This is a genomic window from Paenibacillus sp. MAEPY2 (assembly GCF_000499205.1).
In the GTDB taxonomy this organism is placed as follows: domain Bacteria; phylum Bacillota; class Bacilli; order Paenibacillales; family Paenibacillaceae; genus Paenibacillus; species Paenibacillus vandeheii.
Genome location: NZ_AWUK01000031.1, coordinates 67,254 through 91,624, shown reverse-complemented (window position 1 = coordinate 91,624; position 24,371 = coordinate 67,254). Strand labels below are relative to the sequence as shown.

Genomic DNA, 24,371 nt, shown 5'->3' with positions numbered 1-24,371 from the left:
GACAAGAAAGAAGAGGCTGGTCATAGACCGAGCCTCTTCATGCGGTTATAGAGCGTGGCTCTGGAGATGCCAAGCTGCCGGGCAAGCGTTCTTTTGTTGCCTCGGGCGGCTTTCAGATATTGCAGCAGGAGCTCCGACTCGTAGATGTCCAACCTCTGTTGATAGGATAGGTTGGAAGAATCCGTAGATTCGTCTATTACGCTTTTATCGGATGCGGCAAATGTGTCCGTGCTCCTGGAGATAGGAGACAAGCTCGATTTCAGCTCAGGCTGTGAATGCAGCTGCACCGTCTCCTGCAATATGGATGGTTCCTGCTCCATGGGTGAAATGAAGGTGTCAGGGAGATATTCAGGCTTAACCTCGCCATCCGTGGTGAGAATGGTGATTCGCTCAATCACATTTCTTAATTCTCGTACGTTGCCTGGCCAGTTATAGTGAAATAGCAGCTTGAACACCTCGGGAGGAACGAGTTCAATATGACGATTATAGAGTAAGGAGAACTCTTGCAGGAAGGTCTGTGTCAGCTCGTAAATGTCTTCCTTACGCATACGCAGGGGAGGGATGACGAGATTAATGACATTCAATCGATAGTAGAGATCCTCCCGGAACTGATTGCGGGCAATCATGCCCAGCAGATTCTGATTGGTTGCGGCGATAATGCGGCAATTTGCCTGTTTCATGCGTGTACCTCCAACAGGGAAGTAACTTTTCTCCTGCAATACACGCAGTAACTTCACTTGAAGTTCCAACGGCATTTCGCCTATTTCATCCAAAAAGAGCGTGCCGCCTTCGGCGAGTTCGATTTTCCCCTTTTTTCCTTTGGGATCAGCCCCTGAAAATGCCCCCCTCTCGTAGCCAAATAACTCACTCTCAAATAATGAACCAGGAATAGCTCCACAGTTAATGGCGATAAATGGCGCTGTCTGTGGTTCACGCAGGTCATGGATGGCTTTGGCAAATAGTTCTTTCCCCGTTCCGCTCTCTCCGAGAATGAGCACGGTAGCTGAGGTGGTACTGATTTTGCGAATAGTTTCCAGACACTGGTTAATCACTGGACTACTGCCTTTGATTCTGGCGAACGGATCGGAATCCGGGCGTAGACGGGCAACGGCTTTCTCCAGATGCTGAACTTTGGATGTCATATGTAATAACTCTTGATGAAGACGAATTTCGGTTGTTATATCCACTTCGGCGGCAACTGCACCTACAATGCGTCCATCGAGCTGCACCGGACGTGCATTAATCAGGGCGAACAGATCAGGTCTTGGCTGGTGCTGCTTTCGGTACACGGTTTCCCCAGTATATAACGTTTTGAGCGATTGGAGGCGATCAGGGGGAAAGAAATCCGCTGCCGGTTTCCCAATGATATCTTTTTTGTTAATTGAAAAAACATGCTCCGCACCCGATGTCCAGTAGGTCACCTTTGCATCTTCGTTAATCAATGTCAGAGCTGAGCCTGCCGTCTCCAGTGTTGTCTCGAAATAAGCTTCCATAAGTCGATGAGCATGCATCATTTCTTGCAGAACATCGGATACAGCGATATAGCCCAACGAGGGTCCATCATCCTGAATTAACAGATAAGGGCTGGTATTAAATAGCGGGATGGCGTCTACCAGCTCTGTTGTTGAAGGGATGACGGTCATGCAGAGTCCCGAATCCAGGATACTCATATCTGTACGTAATAAGGACATCAAATCTGGAAGTAAATGTTTTATCGGAATCACCTCAGCTAGAGCATAACTTTCGGAAACCAAACCTGTTACATGAGCCACATACAAGTGGTCTGCAAATGAAATGATTGGAATAATGATGGTTATCCATATTATAGCTTTCCAAATGAAGTGTGTATATATTTTTTGACATGAAGCATACATGTTATCGGGGTGGAAGAGAGGAGGATGGATTATTCAATTTTATAATACGCTTTCATTTCTATAGTCTAGGAATAATTGTTAATTCGTATTGACGAATCAGGAATTTAGGTTAGATGCGAGTCATTAAAACTGACATTTATAATGAGACTGTACTCTTTTATTTCACTCCATAATACCGGGCAGAGCCAGAATGTTCTATGTGGCAGTTCCGGGCAATTAGGTTCCGAATGAGTGAAGTTCACTTGTGAACACCAAAAGGGGTGTACAGAAAACTAGACATTTTAAATTGGGGATGTTCATTTTTTAGACATTAAGAGTTGAGCCGAGGAAAAGAAAAAGTGGGATGCTCCGGGATGCTTTGCAACTATAAAAAACCATGTGCCCTCAAAGAAGGTGGCAGCATGGTTTTTGTTCTTATCGTTGTATTTTATATATGTTGACCCAGCTGGAAAATTATCTGAACATGTTTTTCAGCACCATCCAGAGATTTGCTGGTTTCTCGGCCAGACGACGGGTGTAGTATGGGTACCACATGGTTCCGTAGGGAACATAACAACGAATACGATATCCTTCCCTCGCCAGGCGTTCCTGTTCGCTCATGCGCAAACCGTACAACATTTGAAACTCAAACGCATCCGGGGAAATTCCCCGATCCTTCGCGTATTGCTTGGTCCAGGTGATAATGTGGTCATCATGTGAAGCAACCGCAGTGTATACGCCTTGATCAAGATGATTGCGAATCATCGTTTTGAATTGATCAATCACTTCGGAAGTGTTCTGATAAGCTACGGATGCAGGTTCCTTGTAAGCACCTTTGACCAGACGCAGCCGGATTCCTTCCCGAATCATATCACGTGTATCTTCTACGGTACGATGCAAGTAGGCTTGCAGCACAGTACCTGTATTATCCAGTCCTTCCGAATGTAAACGGCGCACAATATCCAAAGTCGCTTGGGTGAACGGGCTGTCCTCCATATCAATCCGCACAAACAGATTATGGAGCTTCGCTTGAGTGGCAACCGCACGTATATTTCGATATCCCTCTTCAGGGTCCAGCGCGAGTCCCATTTGAGTTGGTTTTAGGGAGACATTGGAGTCTGCACCCTGCCGGGCAATGCCTTCCACCAGACGTACATACTCATCCCGGTACAACGCGGCTTCTTTTAAATGAGTAATTCCCTCACCCAGATGATCCAGTGTAGCCATAATGCCCTTGTTGTTGAGTACCCGAATCTCTTCGAGAGCCTCTTCCAGTGTATTGCCTGCGATAAATTTGCCAGCCAGCTTTTTGCCGTATTTGATGGAGAGATTCTCCACAGCTTTATTACCTGCGACGGTTAGCAGCGTTTTACGGTACATTTCCGTTCCGATACTCATCGGGTTTCCTCCTTATGGATCATGCTTCTTTATAACAAAGTTATCAAGCAATAATCATGCCAAGGTTGATCTGCACAGAAAAAAACGGGCGGTACTTTGAAAAAATATTTTCCGCAAAAAATATTCATTCTTCAACCGGAGTTGGCACGGATCTTGCTACATATATTGGGTGATGAGTAAAATGCATGGCACAACTCAGGCAAACAGCCAGCGAACCCCCACATCTGAAGGAGGAATCATTCATGAATATCCCTTTTGTTAACGAACCATTCACATCCTTTGCAGTCCCGGCCAACCGGGAAGCTTTTGAGAACGCGCTTCGCAAGGTGGAGGCTGAACTAGGCCAGGAATACGCTATTATTATCGGCGGACTAAAAATAACGAGCGCCCGTACGTTATCCTCCGTAAACCCTGCGTCCAAAAATCAGGTCGTCGGAACGATCTATCAGGCGGATCAGGGACTTGCCGAGCAGGCAATCCAGACCGCTGCAGAAACATTCCACACCTGGAAGCATACGGACCCGAATGAACGTGCCCGTTATTTGTACAAAGCAGCGGCGCTCATGCGGCGGCGCAAGCATGAATTTTCCGCCTGGATGGTATATGAAGCAGGCAAAACATGGCCGGAGGCGGATGCAGACACAGCCGAAGCGATTGATTTTATGGAGTTTTATGCCCGTGAGATGCAGCGTCTGAGTGAGCCGCAACCGCTCACACGAATTGCAGGCGAAGATAATGAATTGAGTTATATTCCGCTTGGTGTGGGGGTTGTCATTCCACCATGGAACTTCCCACTCGCGATTATGGCGGGCATGACCTCGGCAGCATTAGTATCCGGCAACACGGTTGTATTAAAACCAGCCAGCACAACTCCGGTGATTGCCGCCAAATTCATGGAGCTGCTTGCAGAAGTGGGTGTGCCGGATGGCGTAGTAAACTATTTGCCAGGACCAGGCAATGAGGTTGGCGATTATCTGGTGGACCATGCGCTCACGCGTTTTATTAGCTTCACCGGCTCCAGAGATGTTGGTCTGCGAATTAATGAACGTGCAGCACGCTCCGCACCAGGACAGAAATGGATTAAACGGGTTATTGCTGAAATGGGCGGCAAGGATTCGATCGTTGTGGATAGCGACAGTGATCTGGAACTGGCTGCGGAATCGATTACGGCTTCGGCGTTTGGTTTCTCCGGACAGAAGTGTTCCGCGTGTTCCCGTGCCATTATTCATAAAGATGTATATGACGAGGTATTGCAAAAAGTGATTGAACGAACCAAGCAGCTGAGCATGGGCAGTCCGCTTGAAGTTGGCAGCCAGGTAGGACCGGTTATCGATGACAAGGCGTACGCCAAGATCACGGAATATATTGAAATCGGCAAGAGTGAAGGTCGCCTTGTACTCGGTGGGGGTACAGGGAACGAAGAAGGATACTTCATTGTACCCACTATTATTGCCGATGTGGATCCACAGGCACGGATTTCGCAGGAAGAGATTTTTGGACCGGTGCTGGCTTTTATCAAGGCAGAATCCTTCGAGGATGCACTGGATATTGCCAATAATACCGATTATGGCCTGACGGGTGCGGTAATCTCGCGCAATCGAGAACATCTAGAACAAGCCAGACGGGAATTTTTTGCGGGTAACCTGTACTTTAACCGTAAATGCACAGGTGCACTGGTGGGTACACATCCATTTGGCGGATTTAACATGTCGGGGACCGATTCCAAGGCAGGTGGTAGAGACTACTTGCTGCTGTTCACCCAAGCGAAATTGGTATCGGAGAAATATTAAGTTGAAAAATAGGGTTTGGGCCCGCTGACAATCGCTTGGTTTTTATGCTATCATTTCCTAAAAATAGTCTTTGTTCGTCAGTTTACTGGAGTTGCTTGAGCAGCACTTAAGGGGGGAGACGGATGTTAGGATTTCAGTTGGTGCAGGAGGCGCGTATTCGATTATCCATTACGCCGGAGATGAAGCAATCCATTCATCTGCTGACCTTGTCGGGTCAGGAATTGGCTCGTTATTTGCAGGAGGCAGCAGAAGAAAACCCGGTGCTTGAGCTAGAAGAGCCCTCTGCCCTGCGCACCCGTCTTTCCCGACGATTACATGTGGGGAGTTTCTCTTCTCATGATCCGCTGTTACAGGTAAAAGGGGCCGAACCTACCCTGGAACATCTATTAATATCCCAGCTTCGGTTGCAGAGTCTTCCGCCTTCTTTGGAGAAAACAGCTATATTTTTGGCTGGCTGTGTCAATGAGGATGGCTATCTGACGATGGATTTGACTGAGGTTATGTCGGCAAGGGAGGTATCCATGCCGGAGGCTGAAGCAGCTCTGGATATCCTTCAGTCGTTAGACCCTGCAGGTGTGGGCGCACGCAATCTGCGTGAATGCTTGTTGCTTCAGATTAGGCGTGATCCTTTGGGTAACGAGCATGCGGAGCATATGGTGAATGAAGGTCTGGAGGAACTGGTTCGTTTCCATCCGGGCAGGGCGGGAACAAGGCTGGGGCTTACTTCACAGCAGGCTCAGGCAGCCTATGATTATATTTCCCGTTTGGACCCGAAACCGTGCCGATCCATGGGGTGTACGGAACGTCCGCATTACATCATACCCGATGCTGTTGTGCAAATAAGGAACAATGAAGTTTCACTACGTTTAAACTCGGCGGGTGTGCCGCGGGTATCCCTGAACGAAGCTTGTTGCCGCTGGATCAGGGAAATTGATGCTGACGAGGTCTGGTCAGGTCGGGCAGCTGAGGCAAGAGCAATTATTCGCAGCGTACGCATGCGCCGACGAACGCTGATGCGTGTCCTGGCTGCGACCATGACTGAACAGGAAGCTTTTCTGCGTGAAGGACCTGCCGGTTTGAAGCCGCTCAATCTGGCGGTTATTGCCGAGGCCATCGGCATGCATGAGTCGACGGTGAGCCGTACGGTCACTGGCAAATATGTTCAGACTCCGCATGGTGTATTTGAACTCAAGGCTTTTTTTGCCTCAGGTCTTGAAACAACGAACGGAGAGATGGCCTCTGTGCCGGCGGTGAAGCTCAGACTGAAAGAGCTGATTCGTTCTGAACGTGCGGAACGCCCATACTCGGACAGTCAACTCACGGCATTACTCGCGAAGGAAGGTATCGTTATCTCCCGTAGAACCGTTGCGAAATACAGGGAAGAGCTTCAGATTTTGCCTTCACTTGAACGTAAACGTTGGGGTAAATGACCCTGTGGTTCATTTACACAACATAACGTATAAACGAGCAACCCCCGCAGACCGTGAACTCGGTTTGCGGGGGTTGCTCGTTCTTATTTAACAGTGATCATAAGGTTATTCTGTCATCGGAGAGTCAGTGTGTATATTCATTCGTTGGACTTAAACAGCCTACAACCGTTCCATATTACGCAGGAAGTGCTCGCCTGCAATCCCTGGAGTAGTCATCTGCTCCGGGTGCAAAATTTCTTCCAGTTCTTCCGGTGTCAGCAGACCCCGTTCCAGAATAATCTCCTGCAAGGTGTTCCCGGTTTTCAGTGCTTCCTTCACAATGGAAGCTGCCACATCATAGCCAAGATGCGGATTCAGCGCTGTAATTACACTGAAGCTCTGCTTCATGATTAACGCACAACGCTCACGGTTCGCTTCCATCTCTTCAACGGCATAACGAGTGAAGACGTCGATGCCATTGTTCATGATTTTAAGCGATTGCAACAAGTTGAACGCGATAACCGGACCCATGACGTTCAATTCGAATTGACCAGCTTCACAGGCCATGCAGATCGTATGGTCATTCCCCATAACCTGGAAGGATACCTGATTGATCACTTCAGCCATAACTGGGTTCACTTTGCCCGGCATAATGGATGAACCAGGCTGACGTGGTGGAAGTCGCAGCTCATTGAATCCTGCACGTGGACCGGAAGCCATCATCCGAATATCGTTACAGATTTTGGACAGACTGACAGCACATACTTTCAGAGCAGCCGACAATTCCAGATAGGCATCCGTATTCTGTGTGGCATCCACGAGGTCCTCAGCCGTTTGCAAATTCAATCCTGTCACATCAGACAGATGCTCCGTGACTTTGACAATGTATTCCGGTTTGGCGTTGAGACCTGTACCTACAGCCGTCGCTCCAAGGTTAATGGTGAGCAGGCGACGATTGGCGAACTCGAGACGTTCAATATCACGTCCAATAACGCGTGCATAAGCACCGAACTCTTGTCCAAGGCGAATAGGCACAGCATCCTGAAGGTGTGTCCGGCCTACTTTGACTACGTCGTTGAATTCCTGTTCTTTTTTGCGGAATGCATCTTGCAGACGTTTCATCGTATCCAGCAACGTTTCAGACAACCGATACGCAGCAATACGCAGTGCAGTTGGGATTACGTCATTGGTGGATTGGGACATGTTCACGTGGTTATTCGGGTTACAGTGGAAATAGTCACCCTTGTTCTGCAATAACAGCTCCAGTCCACGATTGGCCAAAATTTCGTTCATATTCATATTCATGGAGGTGCCTGCACCGCCCTGAATGGAGTCAACAATAAAATGATCCAGATGATGGCCTTTCATCATTTCTTCCGCAGCCATGACGATGACATCGCCAATTTTGCGTGGCAGCATCTTCAGCTCCATATTCGTGATTGCCGCAGCCTTTTTCACCGCAGCCAGAGCTGTAATCAGCTCCCGGTGTACAGGAACGCCAGTGATCGGGAAGTTCTCTACAGCCCGAACCGTCTGTATTCCGTAATAAGCATAAGCAGGAATTTCTTTTTCTCCAATAAAATCTTTCTCCGTCCTTGTGGACATTGTAGACATTTCGTTCGCCTCCAGTGGCATCCAAAAATAGGTCAGCTCCGGCAATGCCGAAGCGCACTCAGTATATCATTTAAGCAAAATGGATGCCAAGCTAAATCATTTCACCCTTCTTGCCGATAAATAATTTAAATTCAGGATATCACCTTGGCAAAACGATTCTCAACTCAACTCGGGCATTGTTGTCTTATCCATTATGCTCCACTGGAATGAAGTCATGCATGAACCTTTACACAATGATCAATTTGTCGTTTTCAGTGATCTAAATCACATGTAATTTGGTTATCTATTGGTAAAATAGGAAAAAAGGACTATGAGGTGTGAAAATGAAATGGACTTTAGGCGCAAAAACCGTCGCAGGTTTGGTACTGATTTCACTGATTACGTACGGAACTAGCGGCTTTTTTATATTTTTCCTCCAGGACTGGCTCTCGTTCTCTATGCCAAGCTGGCTGTACATCTCCATCGTACTTATCATGGGCGTGTGCTGGAACGCGATTCTGGGCTGGTTTGCCTCCCGTTGGTTGACTCGTCCAATTGTACATTTGTCCCGTGCGGCACAACAAATCTCATCGGGGGATTTGACGGCTGAAGTTCCAGAGCGGCGTACACAGGATGAAATTACTGTATTATATGATGCTTTTCGCGTAATGGTTTTCAATTTGAGAAGTATTGTAAACGATATTACAGATAGTACACGCACTACCTCGCAGAACGCACAGTCACTCAGTGAAGCAATCGCCCAGGCAGCAGAGCAGATCGAGATGATGTCTGATGCGGTGGATCATATTGCGGTGGGTGTGGAAGAGCAGAAAACGACTTCACATCAGTCGCTGATTACAGCAGATGAAATGTTGAACGATTTTCAGCGTATGCACAGTCAGTCGATCGGTATGACAGAGATGTCCGGCCAGATGGAACGCTCGGTAGATCATACGAAGCAAACTTTCTCTTCTCTGATGAAAGGAATGGACGAGCTGACGGAATCCCACAATCGTTCCCGTGACATCATGGTGCTGCTCGAGAAGGAAGCCTCGGATATTGAAGCCATTACTCAATCCGTCAAAAACATTGCAGAGGAAACAGGGCTGCTTGCCTTGAATGCTTCCATTGAGGCTGCACGTGCGGGAGAAGAGGGAGCGGGCTTTGCTGTGGTGGCACAGCAGATTCGCAAGCTGGCAGACGAGAGCAAACAATCGGTGCATCGGATTAATGAGCTGATCAGCCGCGTACAGCAGCGAATTAAGGATACAGCTCAACTGATTCATGAACAGCACGGTTTGGTTGTGAACGAATCCGAGCGCACGATCTCTGTTGATCAGACGTTACAGGAGCTTACAGGTACGGTGGAAGTGTTTATGAAGGGCGCTCATGAAATCGGAGCCAAAATTGGGGAGCAGACCAGCCGTGTGGAACAGACGCATGGTCATGTGAAGAAGATTCAGGGGAAAGCCGGATCGTTCTCGGATGAGGCGAGACGGATTATGGATGCGGCACATGAAGAGACGGCAATCATGCAGGAGATTTCATCCTCAGCAGAAGAGTTAAGACAGTTAACAGATCGATTAATGGACAAAACGAAAGCATTTCGGATGCAGCCTTGAGCTGTTTCCGGGGTGTTTTTTTGCTTATTATGGTTAAAGCCGAACATTCTTTCGTAAAAACTGAAATATGTAAAGATTTTTTTATGAAACATTAACAAATTCGCAACGCTTGGGCGATAAATGAAGATATAATGGTAGTATTCCACTACAGATTAAGGAGCCCAGCATATTGAAAACTTGGACAGGTATCCTGCTGATGATTATTTTGGCGGTAGCTACGATTAGTACAACGTCGTCTGCCAGAACCATGAATGAATCGCAAAAACAGCTTAACATAGATGATCAATCCAGCCAGACCTCAGCGGTCGCGGCCTCTAATATGGAAACAATGAATGAAGCAGCGTTTACAACGAAGGAATCGATCCCTGTTAAGGGAGAGTACGTTTCGGTTGCTCCGGAAAATGAGAACGTAAGACTATACCCCATGAAAGTCGAAGGCTCTGGATATATATACAACGGAATGGTGTTGGAAGTGAACGGCAAGAAACGAGAATTCAGTAAGTGGCAGGGAGAAGGCGGCTCTTACAAACCGGAAGTACACGAACTGGATCTGAATGGAGATGGCCAGAAGGAAATAGTTGTATTGTTTACAGCCGGTCATGGAACAGGGATCTATCTGGGCGAGGCTCATATTATCGATCCAAATACGTTGGAAGAGATGAAGATGCAATCGTTGGTTGAGATTGTGAAGCAGCATGTAAATTCGAAAGTCAGTGTTACACCAGGTCAGGTTACGATCAACGTTACCGTTGATGGTGTTCATGCAGAGCCTTCTCTGATGGAGGAAGACACAAGCGAGGGAGTGTATAACGAGGAGCTCAAGTTCGGCGGTGTTGTTTATTACAGTGTGGAGAATGGCAAGTTGGTGGTGTCAGCATCCGGTGCATACGGTATGGGTTTATATGACGGCGATCTGAACTTTACCTATGAATTTAAGGATGGTCAGTGGCAGGCTGTTGAATTGAAGTACAGCACGGAAGAGTATGAAGAGGAGTATTATGAATCTTTTGATTGAATTGATTAATTAGCGAAGAGCGGAATTACGGGTAGTTATGACAAAAAAATATACCCCCATTGTCTTAATGACACAGGGAACCGAGTGAGGCTGAAAAAATAATGAAACTTTAGCCTCATTTTGTGCTGTCCGAATACAGAAGGTATTCCAATAATTTTAGCTTCCAAATCATGACGAAGAAAAAATATTCCAAATTACATCTGGAGCTGGCAGCAGTAGGTGGTTCCCAGGAAATTAAAATCATGGATGGCAATAATACAACCCTGAAATCTGTATCGCTTGCTGCGGAAGATGGTTTGATTGGTGTTGATGTGGATGTATCCAAAACGGATTTTGTGGTTGTAGAGATTGTGGAAGAGACGCCTGGTTCTTCCTTGTTTGTACCCCTGACTACATCTTATCTGACCAAATAAAATGACTTTATGGAACCTGAAAAACGATTATCGTCTGGAGCATCAGCCGGGTCTCTCGGGATGATGCACAGCGATAATCGTTTATTTTTTTCTATGATGTCTGCGTTGTTTATCTAATCATGGTATCCAATGGTTTCAGTCTGGATTCAATCTCTGCCCGGCGACCTTCAAGGAATGGTGGCAGAGCCAGGGACTCGCCAAGATGAGCCAGTTCTTCATCCGTATCGAAGCCGGGACCGTCAGTTGCAAGCTCGAACAGGATACCATTAGGTTCACGGAAATACAGGGAGCGGAAGTAGAAACGGTCTACGAAACCAGAGTTCGGGAACCGGAAGTTATGCACGCGTTCCACCCATTGCTTCAGTTCTTCCTCATTATCCACACGGAAGGCCACATGGTGCACGCTGCCACGTCCCGGGCGTTCCTGAGCAAGGTCAGTTCGTTCTTCGACATGCACCTCGGAGCCGCTGCCACCTTCACCGGATTCAAAGACGAGCACATCGGGTTGGCCAGCGACAAAAGCAGGATAAGTTCCTTTTCGACGGAAGCCGAGCAGTTCGGTAAGGACTGGAGTGGTGAGGGATGCATCTCTAACGGTAAGATGAATCGGACCTAAGCCGACAATGCCATACTCAGCAGGCACAGGGCTTTGATCCCACGGTTTTCCGCCTGCAACACCTGTATTGTGTTCATCGGAGACGAGAATCAGACGTTGTCCTTCAAAGTCCGTAAACGCGAGAGTAGCGCGTCCACCGCGTTCAGTGATTTCTCCATGAGGGACTTCAAATTCGTCAAACCGCTGTTGCCAGTACGTAAGGGCTGCATCGCTAGGCACACGAAGGGACGTTGCTGAGATGCTGTTCAGGCCTTCGCGTGTCTGTCCCGCCATCGGAATTTCAAAGAAGGTAAGCTCGGTACCCGGATTCCCTTTTTCATCTCCATAGAAGAGGTGATAGACCGAGACATCATCCTGGTTGACTGTTTTTTTGATCAGTCGCAGCCCCATAACATTGGTATAGAACCGATAGTTCTCAGCGGCGTGTGCAGTGAGTGCAGATACATGGTGAAGTCCTTTGATTTGCATTATAAATACCTCCTGATGGTTTAATTCTATTTCTATAATATTTTCGTTAAGAAAGTTACTAACTTTTAGTTTGTTTAGTTCTTGAATTTATCTTAACATAAAGATATTTAAAATACAATCCTAATTTAGAATTCCATCTGGACAGTCTACTCATTCAATGCCAAAATGAAAAAGTTAACATTATAGAGATATATTGTGTTTGTGTAATGAGAAGGAGAGAAGAGGCGCAATGGCATATCCCCAGTGGCTAGACCCTTATGATGCGGAACCTTTTATACTATTTTCAACTTCACACCTGTGGGCGATCGCTCTAATTGCTGCACTGATTATATTGATGTTCCTGTTACGAAACTGGCTACGTTCATCGTCATCCAACCTACGCCGTATCTTTCGGATTGCTCTAGCCTGTGTCATGTTCGGCTGCGAGATTGTGCTTCAACTATGGTACGTGTATGGAGGCGTGTGGAGCCTGCAGACTTCATTACCGCTGGAGTTATGCAGTCTTTCACTATTATTATCGGCGCTGCTATTATTGACACGCAGCCGACTGCTACATTCTGCATTGCTGTTCGCAGGAATAGCAGGAGCCTTGATGGCAATCGTAACGCCTAATCTTGGTTATGCTTATGGCCATTTTCGTTTCATTCAATTTTTTACGGCCCACGCTTGTATTATTCTGGCGTTGCTCTACATGACTTGGGTAGAACAGCTTCGTCCAAGCTGGAGAACTGTGTTGGGTTCAATGATATTTGTGAATGTGGCAGCGTTGGTCGTGTACGGTGTGGATGTTCTGCTTGACGCCAATTATATGTTCCTGAGACACAAACCGGATACCCCTTCAGTGCTCGACCTGTTGGGCCCTTATCCCTTGTACATTCTTGGGGAAGAGGTGTTGGCAGCAGTGATGTTTTCCCTGATGTACGTCCTGCTATTTGCGATTCCGGAGCGGCTGAATAACCGAGTGAAGAGAGGAAAGAGTTCAGCGCTCTAGTTAAAAGGGAATTCAAACCAATGGGAAAGCCAAACATCCCGCAGCAGTCTGGAAATCCAGTCTGTTTGCGGGATGTTTGGCTGTTGACTGCTCATTGAGCCTGATATTAGTATTATCCACGGAGCAAAGATTCCGCACCGTCCACGTAGATCCGAGTACCTGTCACATGGGAAGATTCGTCGGAAGCGAGGAAGAGCACCAGATTGGCGACCTGCTTCGGCGTTCCTGGTTCACCCTTGAGCGGGTGTTCATGCCCCTCCGGGAATTCAACCGGGATCTGTACTTCTTTTAGATCGTCCGAAGGATAGGTGTTGTCATCGATATTCGTATCAATGGCTCCCGGACAGACGGCGTTGACACGGATCTTGTAACGGGCCAGTTCCAATGCAGCCATCTTCGTAAAAGCCGTTTGACCCGCTTTGCTGGAAGCGTATGCAGAGAAGCCGATGCCAGAGAATACGCGGTTACCGTTAATGGAGCTTGTAATAATAATGCTTCCTCCGCGATCTTTCAAATGGGGAATGGCGTACTTCACGGTTGCGAACGTGCCGCGCATATTAATTCCCATCGTCTGATCCCAGTCCTCAGGTTCCATCGTTTCAATTGGAGCCATCGTGCCGTTGATACCCGCATTGGCAAACACAATATCCAGCTGTCCAGCTTGCTCTGCTGCCTGATTGATGGCCTTTTGCACGTTGTCCGGTTTGGATATATCACATTCAATGACGTGGGCTTCTCCGCCTGCGCTCTCAATTGTCTTTTTGGTTTCCTCTGCATTCTCCGGGGTCCGGTCCAGCAAGAACACTTTAGCCCCATGTTCAGCGAAACGAATGGCTGTTGCCTGACCAATTCCTGAGCCACCTCCGGTTACAATCGCGACTTTCCCTTGCAAACGTTGTTCAGTCATCCTGATCCCTCCGTATCGTATAGATTATCAGTATACTCTCTATCTCTACATACCCGACTAAAGAGTGATGAATCATATGTACCATACAAAAAAACAGGACCGTTGAACGGCCCTGTATCGGTAATGTAGATATCATGATAATCTGGATTGCTGCAAAGTTATTTATGTTTCTTCCAGTCCATCGAACTGTTATTCAACAGGTACTCAAAATCATTATCTTTCCGCTTCTGTTCCGCTTTACGAGCTTCTTCCGCCTGCAGGCGTTCCTGCTCTTTGCGGTCTGCCTCGGCCGCCTTGGCTTCATCAGCCTGTGCTTTCAGTTTCTCAAGCACGTCACTGCTCAGCAGATCCTTTAGTGTGGTCGGTTTATCCTGTGCTGCTTTGGGAGCAGGGGTGTGTTTTTTGGATTTTGCCATGGAATAATCTCCTTTCAAAAACATAAATCAGCTTCCATTATCGTTCAGTATTCATATTATATCAGGTTCACCCAACCCATTCCATGAAACGGCGGAACAAAAGCAGGATATAGAGGGTTACGTGACGAATGAAAACGGGTATAAATTCATATATTATTACCGATACTGCGACTATTCCCTGGAGAAAGGAGTCGTTGTTCGTGGAAGTAAACCGCAGTTTACTGAAAGGGCTTGCATGGGGTGTTGCTTTCAGCTGTCCGTTATGGATTGCGATCATCGGTTGGTTACGTTTGATGGGATGGATGTATTGAGAACAGCGGGTTGCAGAGCTGCTGCATATAGAATCGTGCCAGAAGAGGGCATTTTTTATAAAGTCATTTATGTAAACGCTAACATTAAATAAAGCTCTGCCTGGCGAGAATCGCACAGGACAGAGCTTTTGTTTGTCTTACATAGGATGAATCAGAACGACGACTCGCTCCGTTCCACAGGTTAAGGCATTTTTACAGGTTCTGGATACTCCAGACCATGAGTGTCGACAGTGACTTTTTTCATTACTTGATCGGTGACTGGTTTATCGTTTTCACCTATTTGTTGAGCCGCAATGCCGTCAACGACATCCATACCTTCTGTGACTTTGCCAAAGGTAGCATAAGCGTTATCCAGGTAATCAGCATCCGCTAACATGATGAAAAATTGGGAGCCTGCGGAGTCCAAATCATTTGTGCGGGCCATGGAAATGACCCCACGGGTATGATTCAGATGGTTTTTGTGACCATTGGATGTAAATTCACCCTTAATGGAATATCCTGGACCACCTTTACCGTTGCCATCTGGATCGCCACCCTGAATCATAAAGCCTGGAATGACGCGGTGAAAGATCAGGCCGTCATAGAAACCCTTATTGGCGAGTGAGATAAAATTGTTCACCGTGTTTGGAGCGATCTCTGGATAGAGCTCAATGACGATTTTCTGACCATCCGACATTTCAATGGTGGCAACTGGATTTGGACCAGTAGGTTCCACTGGAGCCGGTGTTTCCGTCGCGCCGCTTGTAGGGCGCCCACAACCACTAATGACGATAAGCAGCATCGCTAGAACCAGCGACACAGCTGTTGTTTTTTTCCACCGAAAAGACATGAGAACGTTCCCCCTTGCATCTCTGCATAATATATTTAGTCAGAATTATTTTCGGATAATCCTTCAACTATCATACCGTTTTTGCAGATAATATGGCAATGCAAGGCAGAATATTATGGTAATAAGAGATGGTGTAAATGCTTACAGAGGTGTAAAATAAGGAAAATGCTTCCGCAGTCAGGGACGTACGGGTTTGTTCCGTCCGCTCCAATACACGGCAGTCCCGACGTCCAGTAACGGAAAGGGTGTGCGGGTATATGGACTTCTCGTGGAAGCGTAATCTGGTGATTTTGTGGATAGGTGTGTTTTTCTGCAGCACCGCTTATTCAATCTCCATCCCATTTCTGCCTTTGTTTCTGAGTGGCGATCTGGGCGTTCGTAATCACCTGGAGTTCTGGTCAGGGCTTGCCTTTGGCATCACGTTTCTGGCTAGTGCGCTGGTGTCTCCCTTCTGGGGATCACTGGCTGACAAATACGGGCGCAAGCCAATGCTGATCCGGTCGGGATACAGCCTTGCGGTTTTGTATTTGATCAATTATTTTGTGCAGGATCCGTATTCACTAATCGTGGTTCGTTTGTTTCAGGGATTGCTCGCCGGGTTTGTACCGGCAGCGATTGCACTGGTCGGTACGAACACACCGGAAGAGAAGACGGGGTATGCGCTTGGCATCATGTCTACCGCCGGGGCAACAGGAGGAATAATCGGCCCATTAATTGGCGGGGTAGTAAGCATTTATTACGGCAACCGGAATGCGTTTTTATTTTCCAGTATCGTTGTATTGGTCTCTGCGTTGATTGCAACTTTCTGGGTAAAAGAAGAGAACTTCAACCGGAACAAGGCTCGTTCTCATGTGATGGATGACATCCGGGAAGCCCGGGCCAATCGATTGTTTATTACGGTGCTTGGCATGATGGGTATATGTACCTTCTCCGTCATGATTCTGGAGCCATTATTGACCGTGTACGTGATGGAAATGGGCATTCAGCCTGATCGTGCTTCACTCAGCTCGGGAATTATTTTCTCCGCAGTTGGTGTAGCTACGGTCATTATGGCACCGCGCTGGGGTAAGATTGGTTCGCGAATCGGATATGGCAAAGTGCTGATTATTGGCCTTGTGGGTGGGGCAATTGGTAACCTCCTGCAGTTCTTCACTACAGGTTATATCGGCTTCGGCATATTGCGATTTGTGTATGGATTGTTCTTTGCTGCAGTGTTCCCGGCGATTAATGCGATGATTGTACAAGTGACTGAACCCGGCTTCCGGGGAAGAGCATTCAGCCTGAATCAGTCGGCTTCCCAGATCGGTACGATGGCGGGGCCAATTATCGGTGGTGTTCTGGGTGGCTGGTTACCGATTCGCTGGATTTTTATCATCAACGGAGTTGCGCTGCTGATTACCGCCATTGTGGCGAAATGGTCCAGACTGGAACAGAGGTTGCCGGGATCGGGTAAACCTTTAGCGTAGTAGACGAAATTGTTAAATGACTAATCGGATAACAGAGAAATGGGATGGCACTGTAGAGATACGGTGACCATCTCTTTTTCGGATGAACGCTTTATCATTGTGAAGAGCACAACAAAAAGAAACCTCTTGGGGAAGAGGTTTCCTATACGCTCATTGAATGTGCGATACGATCCTATTGATCCTCAGATGCATGTGAATCTTTCCGGTTAACATTCTCCTTCGGAATGGCATGTTCAACAGCATCAAGCTGATCTTCATCCGCTAGAGCTTCTGGAAAGGAATCTTCTGTGAACAAACCAAAATTCGGATCAATATCTCTTTCGGTTACCAGATTTTCCGGCTCATGTGCGTGTCGTTTGTGATCATCCTTCATCATGTTTGCACCTCCTAATCAGGCTGTAGCATGAGGATTTAACGCCGTGGTGGAATATCGTTCTCCGGTTTGGCATCCGCTCCGGCACCGTTCAGCAGGTCCGTTCCGTGAAGGGCATTGGGGTCGGGTGCGGCGGGATCCACTGGACTATTCGGTTGAATAAGATCAGCATCAGGTACGGATTCGAGTGAAGGCTCCGCTGTCCGTGATTCCAGTTCCGGTTCTTCTGCAGCCGTTAAAGCTACAATGGGTGGGTTAACTGTATCTTCGGTTTCGATACGTCTTCCGGTAACTTCATCAAAAGTGTCTATGTCACCTTCAGGGACTTCGGTTTCCAGTGGAATATCACGGGACCTCTGATAACGGTCGTAGTAACGTTCACTCTCTTCATTGCTAATCGGTCTGTCTGACATAAGTAACACTCCGTTTCAGTGAAATTATATTTGATGGTTGTTTGTGAAGGATTCCCTAGTGTTCCCTAAATATGAATACAAGATGAAAGTGAAAGATGTACAGATGACAAATTCAACTTAATATGCTTTAAAATTTGGGGAATACATATTTGACCAGAAAGTACAGGAATCCAAAGAAAATAATGATATAAGCCGCATATTTGATAAACGTGGAAGCAACCTTACTTGAATCCGATTTATACTGGACATCCTTATGCTCTACCTCTACCGTTTTGTGTGGCTCATTCATTGCAATCATCTCCTTAAAGGTAATTGTTTGCTTTGAGGAACCATTACACCCGGCAGGGACAATTGAATCGCACACACCAATTTTACAGCTTTTCATCTTTTGCGTATGTTATGATGAAACATGGATATATGAGGGAGGAATTCCAATTGGATTGGTTTACGTTGGGGAATATGATCACTCGAATCCGAATCGGGCAAAAAGCGTCTACGCCCGGGTTTTCCCGTACGGTTATTCGCCGCCCGGACGGGCTGTTCTGGGTAGGCGGGATATGGTCAGGACAGATTGTCCAGTTGAGGGACTATCTTTTCTCGGATATATGGACCATCTATGACGATGAGGAAACGGAGCAGTGGTTGGAGTATCGCACACAGATCGAACAGAAAGAGCACGAAATGATTGTGAACCAGTTCGAAGATCTGCGCGAATAACGGACAAAACACTTTTTTTCAACAATAAAATGGAAATAAAACTATAAATCTACTAAATTGTGAATTTTCATTTTCTTCCAAGAAGGTGACACGTTAAACTGTGGCGAATGATAAATGAGAGAACTTGGGGATAGAGAAAATAAGAACTTTGAGGTGCTGTGAATGAAAAATGTGCCCAAAGCTATCATCATCTTATGGATAAGTATGTTGAATATTCTCTGCTTGCCGCATGACTTCGTTTCAGCGACTGCTGGAGAAGTTGACAGACCTGTATCCATAACGGGATGGGAAGTAAAATGGGGGAACGTGCACGATCAGGGATTCATCAGTGAGGTTCAAGGTTCGGAGGAGATCTGGGAGAAGCAAGGTGCAGAAAAGCTGGAATACAGCAGTGTTGAAGCTCCTACAGGTTCCTTGTGGACTCGTGTGACCATTCCTGTAATAAGCGAAGATAGCTCGGCAATCCGTTTTGAGAATATTAAAGGAAATCACATTGTAATCTATCTGGAAGATCGTAAGGTGTATGAGAATTATCATTACAATTATGATAATAACGCGGTGTTGTTACCTTTATCGAGTGAGAATTCAGGTGGGAAACTGTATATATGGTCCGAGAATGAGAAAGGCAGACTTGGCATCTACGGAATGGTTCAAGTTGGGTCTTATGCTACCTTACAGGAAAAGTACATTCACAACGGTCTGCTTGATGTGATACTGGGAGCGACCTTTGTATTCACGGCTCTAACGATGCTGAGCTGCACATTTTTCCTAGGCAAGTTCCATAAAGGGATGTGGATTTCGCTATGTATCGTGATGGGTTCTATCGGAACGATGATTATCACCTATTCGCAGTTTTTATATACGTTTTACCAGGTTTACGGTAATCTGTATTCCGTATTGTTTGATCTGGCGATGCTCATGGGCATGCCTGCACTCTGTTATTTTTTTGAACAAATTATCGGACCAGGTCGTTATGGCATCTTTACCAAACTAAGAAAATTTCAAGTCATCTATTCTGGAGTAGCTGTAGCTGCCCTGATGATCGATTTTATTTCAGGCGGTCAATGGGACATGCTCTACAGTTTGTTGGTTCAGAACGTGATTGGATTCATTCTCGTAATCTTGTTAAGCATCTTAATGATCGGTACCATCTCCAAAGCGCTTCAACGGAGCAGGGAAGCTCTATTGCTGGCTACAGGATTCGGCACATTTGCCTTAATCAGTGTTGCTGAACTACTGTGGTATTACCAGCGTAATGGAACATATCATCTGATATGGTGGAAATGGTCGATGGTTGCTTTTATTATCTCACTTATTGCCATACTGGGAAGCCGATTTGCTGAAAAACATACCAAAGTGCTTGAATACTCGAAAGAGTTGGAATTGTTCAATAATGAATTGCAGCGATCCGAGAAAATGGAGATTATTAGCGAACTGGCAGCGTCGGTTGCTCATGAGGTTCGTAATCCGCTGCAGGTGACACGAGGATTCCTTCAGCTCATGACAGAGCAGGAGGACAACAAAAACAAGGGGTACGTGCGGATTGCTCTGGAGGAGCTTGATCGGGCTTCCGGCATTATTACCGACTTCCTGACGTTCGCCAAACCAGAGTTTGATCATATCATCTCCCTGAATATCGCAGATGAATTTAACCATATTGAAGGTATTCTTGTACCGATGGCTAATCTCGAAGGGGGTAAAATAACAACCGACATTCCGCCAGATCTATGGATTAGAGGGAACTCTTCCAAGTTCAAACAGGCCTTTATTAATATTATTAAGAACAGTATTGAAGCTCTGCAAGGACAGGGCCAGATTGATATTTGGGCTTATGCCCAGGATGGGGTCATTAAGGTACATGTTAGAGATAACGGCGAAGGCATGGATGAGGAAGCGTTGGTCCGCCTTGGTGAGCCTTATTTCTCGAACAAAATTAAGGGGACAGGCCTTGGCATGATGGTGACCTTCCGAATCGTTGAAGCCATGCATGGGCAGATCAGCTTTACAAGCACAAAAGGGGTAGGAACAGAAGCTGTTGTATCTTTTGCCGCGTTCGTCGAATGACGAGCGGCAGAAGTGTACAATGGCTTTTTTGTTCGCTACCCCTTCTGATTCAATTCACATATTCAATCTAATTCGTTTAGCTTCTCCACGGTCCGCAATTCACATCATATTGTACTTTGGATGGATTGGGAGGAATTACGAGAACATAGTCGTTCTGTTGTTCTTCAACCGTACGGACTTGAACGTGCTCAGGAATATCAATGCCAAATGCTTCACGAAGCGCTTGCTTCGGGTTGGAGTGCAGTTGTTGTCTGAAGTGCTCATCTGTCCAGGCCTTTTCAATAATATCCTCGTGCAACGTTTTCTCTGATACCATCATCGTCAACATTCCCTTCATATTTAAAATTCAACTGTACCAGCTCTTCAATTATGATTAGGACAAATGTTGTTTCTCGCTGATCCAGTAATGAAACCCGCCTTGAAGAAGCATTTTTTTGTGCTGTTCAATGTCCTGAACAGCTTGTCCCAGAATGTCGCATAAGTAGGAATTAAACGCTTCAAGATGCGAAATACCCGAGTTAGAAGATGTTAGTCTGAGGTTATATTTCTTAGCAATGTCTACATAGGAGTTCATGAATTGAGTATTGTATACATTGTCTTGTACACGTTCGCTTACAGGATGAACCGGATAGTTATGTTCTAGTGCTGCGGATATGTGGGAGAGGAAGCTGTTGTAATTTCCATGCACAGCATCTTGTTTCGTGTCTGTAAAGTCATCTGTCATCTGGAGAGTCATCAGTGCAATGTTGACGGCAGAACATACCGGAGTAATGCGATGCTTCTGTTCCAAAAGAAGGAGTGAGCCAGCAGCTCCAAGCTGAAGTGGGGCGGCTTTTTGGGCAATTAAAAGCGGGCTTCTCTTGAAATAATCGATGGAGTTCTCACCGGTGACGCTCATGGCCCAATCCTCGACATACTGTCTGAAATACGTCCAGAACGGGGAAGAAAGACTGAATAGCTCTGAATAGGCACAGATGGCATCGACGTAATACAGATTACCGAGTGACAATTTCAGTGTCACATCTTCGGGACGTTCGTCCATAACTTCATCCTGATTCAAAAAATATAACATATGCATGAGGCAGGCAGTACTCAGTTTGTGTGCTTTCTCTGGAGGTAGTCCATCCGAGAGTTGCAACCACAACGGAATAATGTAGCCGATGTAGCTGTGACCCGAATCTCGTAACAAAGGATTGACCAAATGAATTTGTTCTAGTGCATGTTCTGACATTGGTTCAGGATATTTCTGTACCAGCTGCTCTGCCGCAGCGAACACCACCTCCACATCGGATCTAAACGGATCAAACCATTCTCTCCGCATCGTTTGGTTACGCCCTTCCCGTGATAAAGTGATTAAGGACTATTTGACTAGATCATGAAGTTACTTTCAGTATACCGGAAAAGAATAGAAAAAAATAGGAGGTTTTGTGATGAATTGTGAAAAAAACAATGACATTTTGTATTTTTATGGCATAAAAAAGCGGAAGTTAGGCTCAAACTAAGAAAGCACAGGATTTTGACATACGAAAGGAAGAAGAGAAATGAAATACAATTGGAAGAAATGGATGGCGGCCGGACTGGCAGCCGTATTTATAACAGCAGCAACCGGCTATACGGCATTCGCTGATCCAAATGGATCTGTTGAAGATCATGTGGCGACACCATCCTCCTCCGCGAATCAGACCAAGCCATGTATGCAGGCAGGTCACGGCCTGTTTATGATTGGAGAAACCGCAGATTTGCTTGGCATTGGGCTCCGGGATTTAAAGGAACAGATGGAGCTTGGCAAAACGCTGACTCAGATTGCCAAGGAACGCAAGGGACTTAGTGAAGATCAATTGTTGGAGAAGCTGAAGCCTTCCCTCTCTCAGCGATTGGATAAAGCAGCCGAAGAAGGCTGTCTCACGAAGGAGCAGGCAGCAGCAGCCAAAGCGGGTATGGATACCAAGCTGAAAAAGGTAATCAATACACCACTGCGGGAATTAAGACGTGATTTTGCTAACCATGGTAACAGACGTCCGATGATGGACAAGGGCGCTATTGCCCGCTTTATCGGCATCACCCCGGAACAGCTCCATCAGCAGCTCCAGAGCGGGAAGTCCCTGGCTGAGATCGCCCAGGCAAAAGGTATCAGCGAAACGCAGCTGGTTGACAAGCTGAAGGAGCAATTGACAGGTGACCTGAAAAGATTCGTTAACCAGAAGGGCAATGCACACCAAGCCCCTGGTCCTCACGAACCTGTACCCGGAAAATCCGCTTCTACAGAAGTGAAGTAAAAAAAGAGCGTCTTCCACAAGGGAGACGCTTTTTCTATACGACTAAGACTGGCTGGTTTCCGGACTGCGATTTGCGCTGGCTGACGGATTGCGCTCGGTTGAACTTGTTCTGCCCGTGCCGGGAATCACAGCATGATGCAAGCGACGACCTGGGCGCTTCTTCCGTTGTAATCCTATGGTAAAGCGAGAACCCGGAAGTTTGGAAAGTCCCCAGCTGATGGCAAGAGCCGTCGCCACGGTGACGAGAAACGACAACAACGTTACGGGAAGATGCAATCCCGTAAGTGTAAGTGGCCGGGTAATATACGCGATGCAGTAGAGAACCAGTGCATGAACAAGATAGCCGCCAAACGAATATCGGCCAATCCACGTCAGGAGACGCTGAAATGGGGTATCTTTTCCTCGCAGCAATACAAGGAACCCATAGAACATAAACATCTGAGCCATGATGATAATGAATGTCGTCGGTTTCAGATAGGTTGAGATATTCAGGTTAACAACATCCCCCGATCCCCGCAGCACATCGTATCCAAGCCAGATGTACATTCCGATAAACAGACAGACCATCCAGGGCAATGCCCTCGCAGTCCACCCCCTCCAGCTATCCACGGACCACGCACATACTGCACCCAGTAAAAAGTAGAACCAGTACATAATCCATGAATAGGAGCGATACTGAAGCAGGCCTGCCCAGGGCTGTGGCAGAGATGCTGTCCATCCTGCCATATCGTAGTAGGACCATTTCATAAGCAATGTGTATAATGCCATTCCTATGAGAACCAACGTAATAATCGATTGCATCGGGGTGAAACGAGTCACTTTTTCAATACGTCTTTGAATGAACTTGGCTCCCGCCAGAAACAGGGGGAACAAAATATAGAACTGAAATACCATAATCACAAACCACAGATGATATCCCGTCTGGGGGAGGAACAGTTCACGAACGAGACTACGGAAGTCCGGCATACCCGAAAGCCAGAACTCAGGGGTAAATACCCGGACAAACAACCAGTAGATGAACGTCCATACCACAAAGGGCATATAAATATCTCCAAATCGTTTGCGGATAAACCGGGGGTAATCCGGTTTGGTGTGACTGTGATGGTAGAAGAGCATTACACCGGACAGAAAGACGAATGTCGGGGTACCAAAACGAGTCAGATGATAAATCATGGTCAGCATGACGGAGTCAGGTTGTTCAATATCGGCGCGATATATATATTCAGCGATGTTATGCTGCATCACAATGGCGAGAAATGCAAGGCCGCGCAGTTGTGTCCATTCCACGATTCGCGGTTTATTCACGTGTAATCCTCCTTCTGTAACCGGAATTCATCATTTAAGGGTACATGCTGAACATTAAGGCTGCATTAAATGGGGGAAATAGGTACAAAAAAAGACGGCGTTCGCCGTCTTTTAATCAAATTAACC

The 24,371-nt window shown here is 46.6% G+C and carries 23 protein-coding genes; 10 read left to right on the top strand and 13 right to left on the bottom strand.

Annotated features, from left to right (window positions below; genetic code table 11):
* Positions 1–20 precede the first annotated feature (20 nt).
* The gene (locus tag P364_RS0123490) at positions 21–1,772 is read right to left on the bottom strand and encodes a sigma-54 interaction domain-containing protein (RefSeq protein ID WP_328285972.1); all 1,752 of its coding nucleotides are present in this window, start codon (positions 1,770–1,772) and stop codon (positions 21–23) included.
* Between the two features lie 555 nt (positions 1,773–2,327).
* Positions 2,328–3,251, bottom strand: coding sequence for a proline dehydrogenase family protein (locus P364_RS0123485; protein WP_024632494.1), 924 nt, complete (start codon positions 3,249–3,251; stop codon positions 2,328–2,330).
* 242 nt (positions 3,252–3,493) lie between these two features.
* Between P364_RS0123485 and pruA the strand changes: the two genes are divergently transcribed.
* On the top strand, positions 3,494–5,041 hold the full coding sequence (pruA, locus tag P364_RS0123480; protein WP_024632493.1) for an L-glutamate gamma-semialdehyde dehydrogenase: 1,548 nt from the start codon (positions 3,494–3,496) through the stop codon (positions 5,039–5,041).
* Positions 5,042–5,163: 122 nt separating this feature from the next.
* Positions 5,164–6,471, top strand: a complete 1,308-nt coding sequence (rpoN, locus tag P364_RS0123475) for an RNA polymerase factor sigma-54 (RefSeq protein WP_024632492.1) — start codon at positions 5,164–5,166, stop codon at positions 6,469–6,471.
* Positions 6,472–6,630: 159 nt separating this feature from the next.
* Here the strand turns inward: rpoN and P364_RS0123470 are convergent, their stop codons facing one another.
* Positions 6,631–8,064 carry an aspartate ammonia-lyase gene (locus P364_RS0123470; RefSeq protein WP_024632491.1) on the bottom strand — a complete coding sequence of 478 codons (1,434 nt, stop codon included), beginning with the start codon at positions 8,062–8,064 and terminating at the stop codon, positions 6,631–6,633.
* A 323-nt stretch (positions 8,065–8,387) separates the two neighbouring features.
* Here P364_RS0123470 and P364_RS0123465 point away from each other — a divergent pair, with 323 nt between their 5' ends.
* The 3 genes from P364_RS0123465 to P364_RS35595 all read left to right on the top strand — a co-directional run bounded on the left by P364_RS0123465 (position 8,388) and on the right by P364_RS35595 (position 11,093).
* The gene (locus P364_RS0123465) at positions 8,388–9,665 is read left to right on the top strand and encodes a methyl-accepting chemotaxis protein (protein ID WP_024632490.1); all 1,278 of its coding nucleotides are present in this window, start codon (positions 8,388–8,390) and stop codon (positions 9,663–9,665) included.
* A 169-nt stretch (positions 9,666–9,834) separates the two neighbouring features.
* Positions 9,835–10,680: a hypothetical protein gene (locus P364_RS0123460; RefSeq protein WP_024632489.1), complete on the top strand. Its 846-nt coding sequence runs from the start codon at positions 9,835–9,837 to the stop codon at positions 10,678–10,680.
* Positions 10,681–10,850: 170 nt separating this feature from the next.
* A complete protein-coding gene (locus P364_RS35595) occupies positions 10,851–11,093 on the top strand; it encodes a hypothetical protein (RefSeq protein WP_024632488.1) in 243 nt (80 codons plus the stop codon).
* Positions 11,094–11,202: 109 nt separating this feature from the next.
* On the opposite strand, the gene P364_RS0123450 is transcribed toward P364_RS35595, so the two are convergent.
* Entirely contained in the window at positions 11,203–12,177 is a 975-nt protein-coding gene (locus P364_RS0123450) for a ring-cleaving dioxygenase (RefSeq protein ID WP_024632487.1), read from the bottom strand.
* A gap of 229 nt (positions 12,178–12,406) precedes the next feature.
* Between P364_RS0123450 and P364_RS0123445 the strand changes: the two genes are divergently transcribed.
* Positions 12,407–13,168 carry a YwaF family protein gene (locus P364_RS0123445; RefSeq protein WP_024632486.1) on the top strand — a complete coding sequence of 254 codons (762 nt, stop codon included), beginning with the start codon at positions 12,407–12,409 and terminating at the stop codon, positions 13,166–13,168.
* Between the two features lie 112 nt (positions 13,169–13,280).
* On the opposite strand, the gene P364_RS0123440 is transcribed toward P364_RS0123445, so the two are convergent.
* From P364_RS0123440 to P364_RS0123425, 3 genes are all read right to left on the bottom strand, one after another.
* Positions 13,281–14,075, bottom strand: a complete 795-nt coding sequence (locus P364_RS0123440; protein WP_024632485.1) for an SDR family oxidoreductase — start codon at positions 14,073–14,075, stop codon at positions 13,281–13,283.
* Between the two features lie 158 nt (positions 14,076–14,233).
* On the bottom strand, positions 14,234–14,491 hold the full coding sequence (locus P364_RS0123435; protein ID WP_024632484.1) for a YqkE family protein: 258 nt from the start codon (positions 14,489–14,491) through the stop codon (positions 14,234–14,236).
* 492 nt (positions 14,492–14,983) lie between these two features.
* Positions 14,984–15,631, bottom strand: coding sequence for a peptidylprolyl isomerase (locus P364_RS0123425; RefSeq protein WP_024632482.1), 648 nt, complete (start codon positions 15,629–15,631; stop codon positions 14,984–14,986).
* 257 nt (positions 15,632–15,888) lie between these two features.
* Between P364_RS0123425 and P364_RS0123420 the strand changes: the two genes are divergently transcribed.
* Positions 15,889–17,097: an MFS transporter gene (locus tag P364_RS0123420; RefSeq protein WP_024632481.1), complete on the top strand. Its 1,209-nt coding sequence runs from the start codon at positions 15,889–15,891 to the stop codon at positions 17,095–17,097.
* 172 nt (positions 17,098–17,269) lie between these two features.
* On the opposite strand, the gene P364_RS0123415 is transcribed toward P364_RS0123420, so the two are convergent.
* From P364_RS0123415 to P364_RS37885, 3 genes are all read right to left on the bottom strand, one after another.
* Positions 17,270–17,473 carry a hypothetical protein gene (locus P364_RS0123415; RefSeq protein WP_024632480.1) on the bottom strand — a complete coding sequence of 68 codons (204 nt, stop codon included), beginning with the start codon at positions 17,471–17,473 and terminating at the stop codon, positions 17,270–17,272.
* Between the two features lie 35 nt (positions 17,474–17,508).
* Entirely contained in the window at positions 17,509–17,883 is a 375-nt protein-coding gene (locus P364_RS37890) for a hypothetical protein (protein ID WP_024632479.1), read from the bottom strand.
* Between the two features lie 127 nt (positions 17,884–18,010).
* A complete protein-coding gene (locus tag P364_RS37885; RefSeq protein ID WP_173405245.1) occupies positions 18,011–18,172 on the bottom strand; it encodes a hypothetical protein in 162 nt (53 codons plus the stop codon).
* A gap of 146 nt (positions 18,173–18,318) precedes the next feature.
* On the opposite strand from P364_RS37885, the gene P364_RS0123400 reads away from it, so the two are divergent.
* Positions 18,319–18,600 (top strand): hypothetical protein, encoded by a 282-nt coding sequence (locus P364_RS0123400; protein ID WP_024632478.1) that lies wholly within the window; start codon positions 18,319–18,321, stop codon positions 18,598–18,600.
* Positions 18,601–18,762: 162 nt separating this feature from the next.
* Positions 18,763–20,664, top strand: a complete 1,902-nt coding sequence (locus P364_RS0123395; protein WP_024632477.1) for a sensor histidine kinase — start codon at positions 18,763–18,765, stop codon at positions 20,662–20,664.
* 76 nt (positions 20,665–20,740) lie between these two features.
* Here the strand turns inward: P364_RS0123395 and P364_RS0123390 are convergent, their stop codons facing one another.
* Together P364_RS0123390 and P364_RS0123385 are read right to left on the bottom strand one after the other, a co-directional pair.
* Entirely contained in the window at positions 20,741–20,983 is a 243-nt protein-coding gene (locus P364_RS0123390) for an NHLP leader peptide family RiPP precursor (protein WP_029881242.1), read from the bottom strand.
* Positions 20,984–21,037: 54 nt separating this feature from the next.
* Positions 21,038–21,985, bottom strand: coding sequence for a hypothetical protein (locus P364_RS0123385; RefSeq protein WP_024632475.1), 948 nt, complete (start codon positions 21,983–21,985; stop codon positions 21,038–21,040).
* 220 nt (positions 21,986–22,205) lie between these two features.
* Here P364_RS0123385 and P364_RS35585 point away from each other — a divergent pair, with 220 nt between their 5' ends.
* A complete protein-coding gene (locus P364_RS35585; RefSeq protein ID WP_024632474.1) occupies positions 22,206–22,940 on the top strand; it encodes a hypothetical protein in 735 nt (244 codons plus the stop codon).
* Between the two features lie 42 nt (positions 22,941–22,982).
* Here P364_RS35585 and P364_RS0123375 read toward each other — a convergent pair whose 3' ends face one another.
* Positions 22,983–24,245 (bottom strand): acyltransferase, encoded by a 1,263-nt coding sequence (locus tag P364_RS0123375; protein WP_024632473.1) that lies wholly within the window; start codon positions 24,243–24,245, stop codon positions 22,983–22,985.
* Positions 24,246–24,371 lie beyond the last annotated feature (126 nt).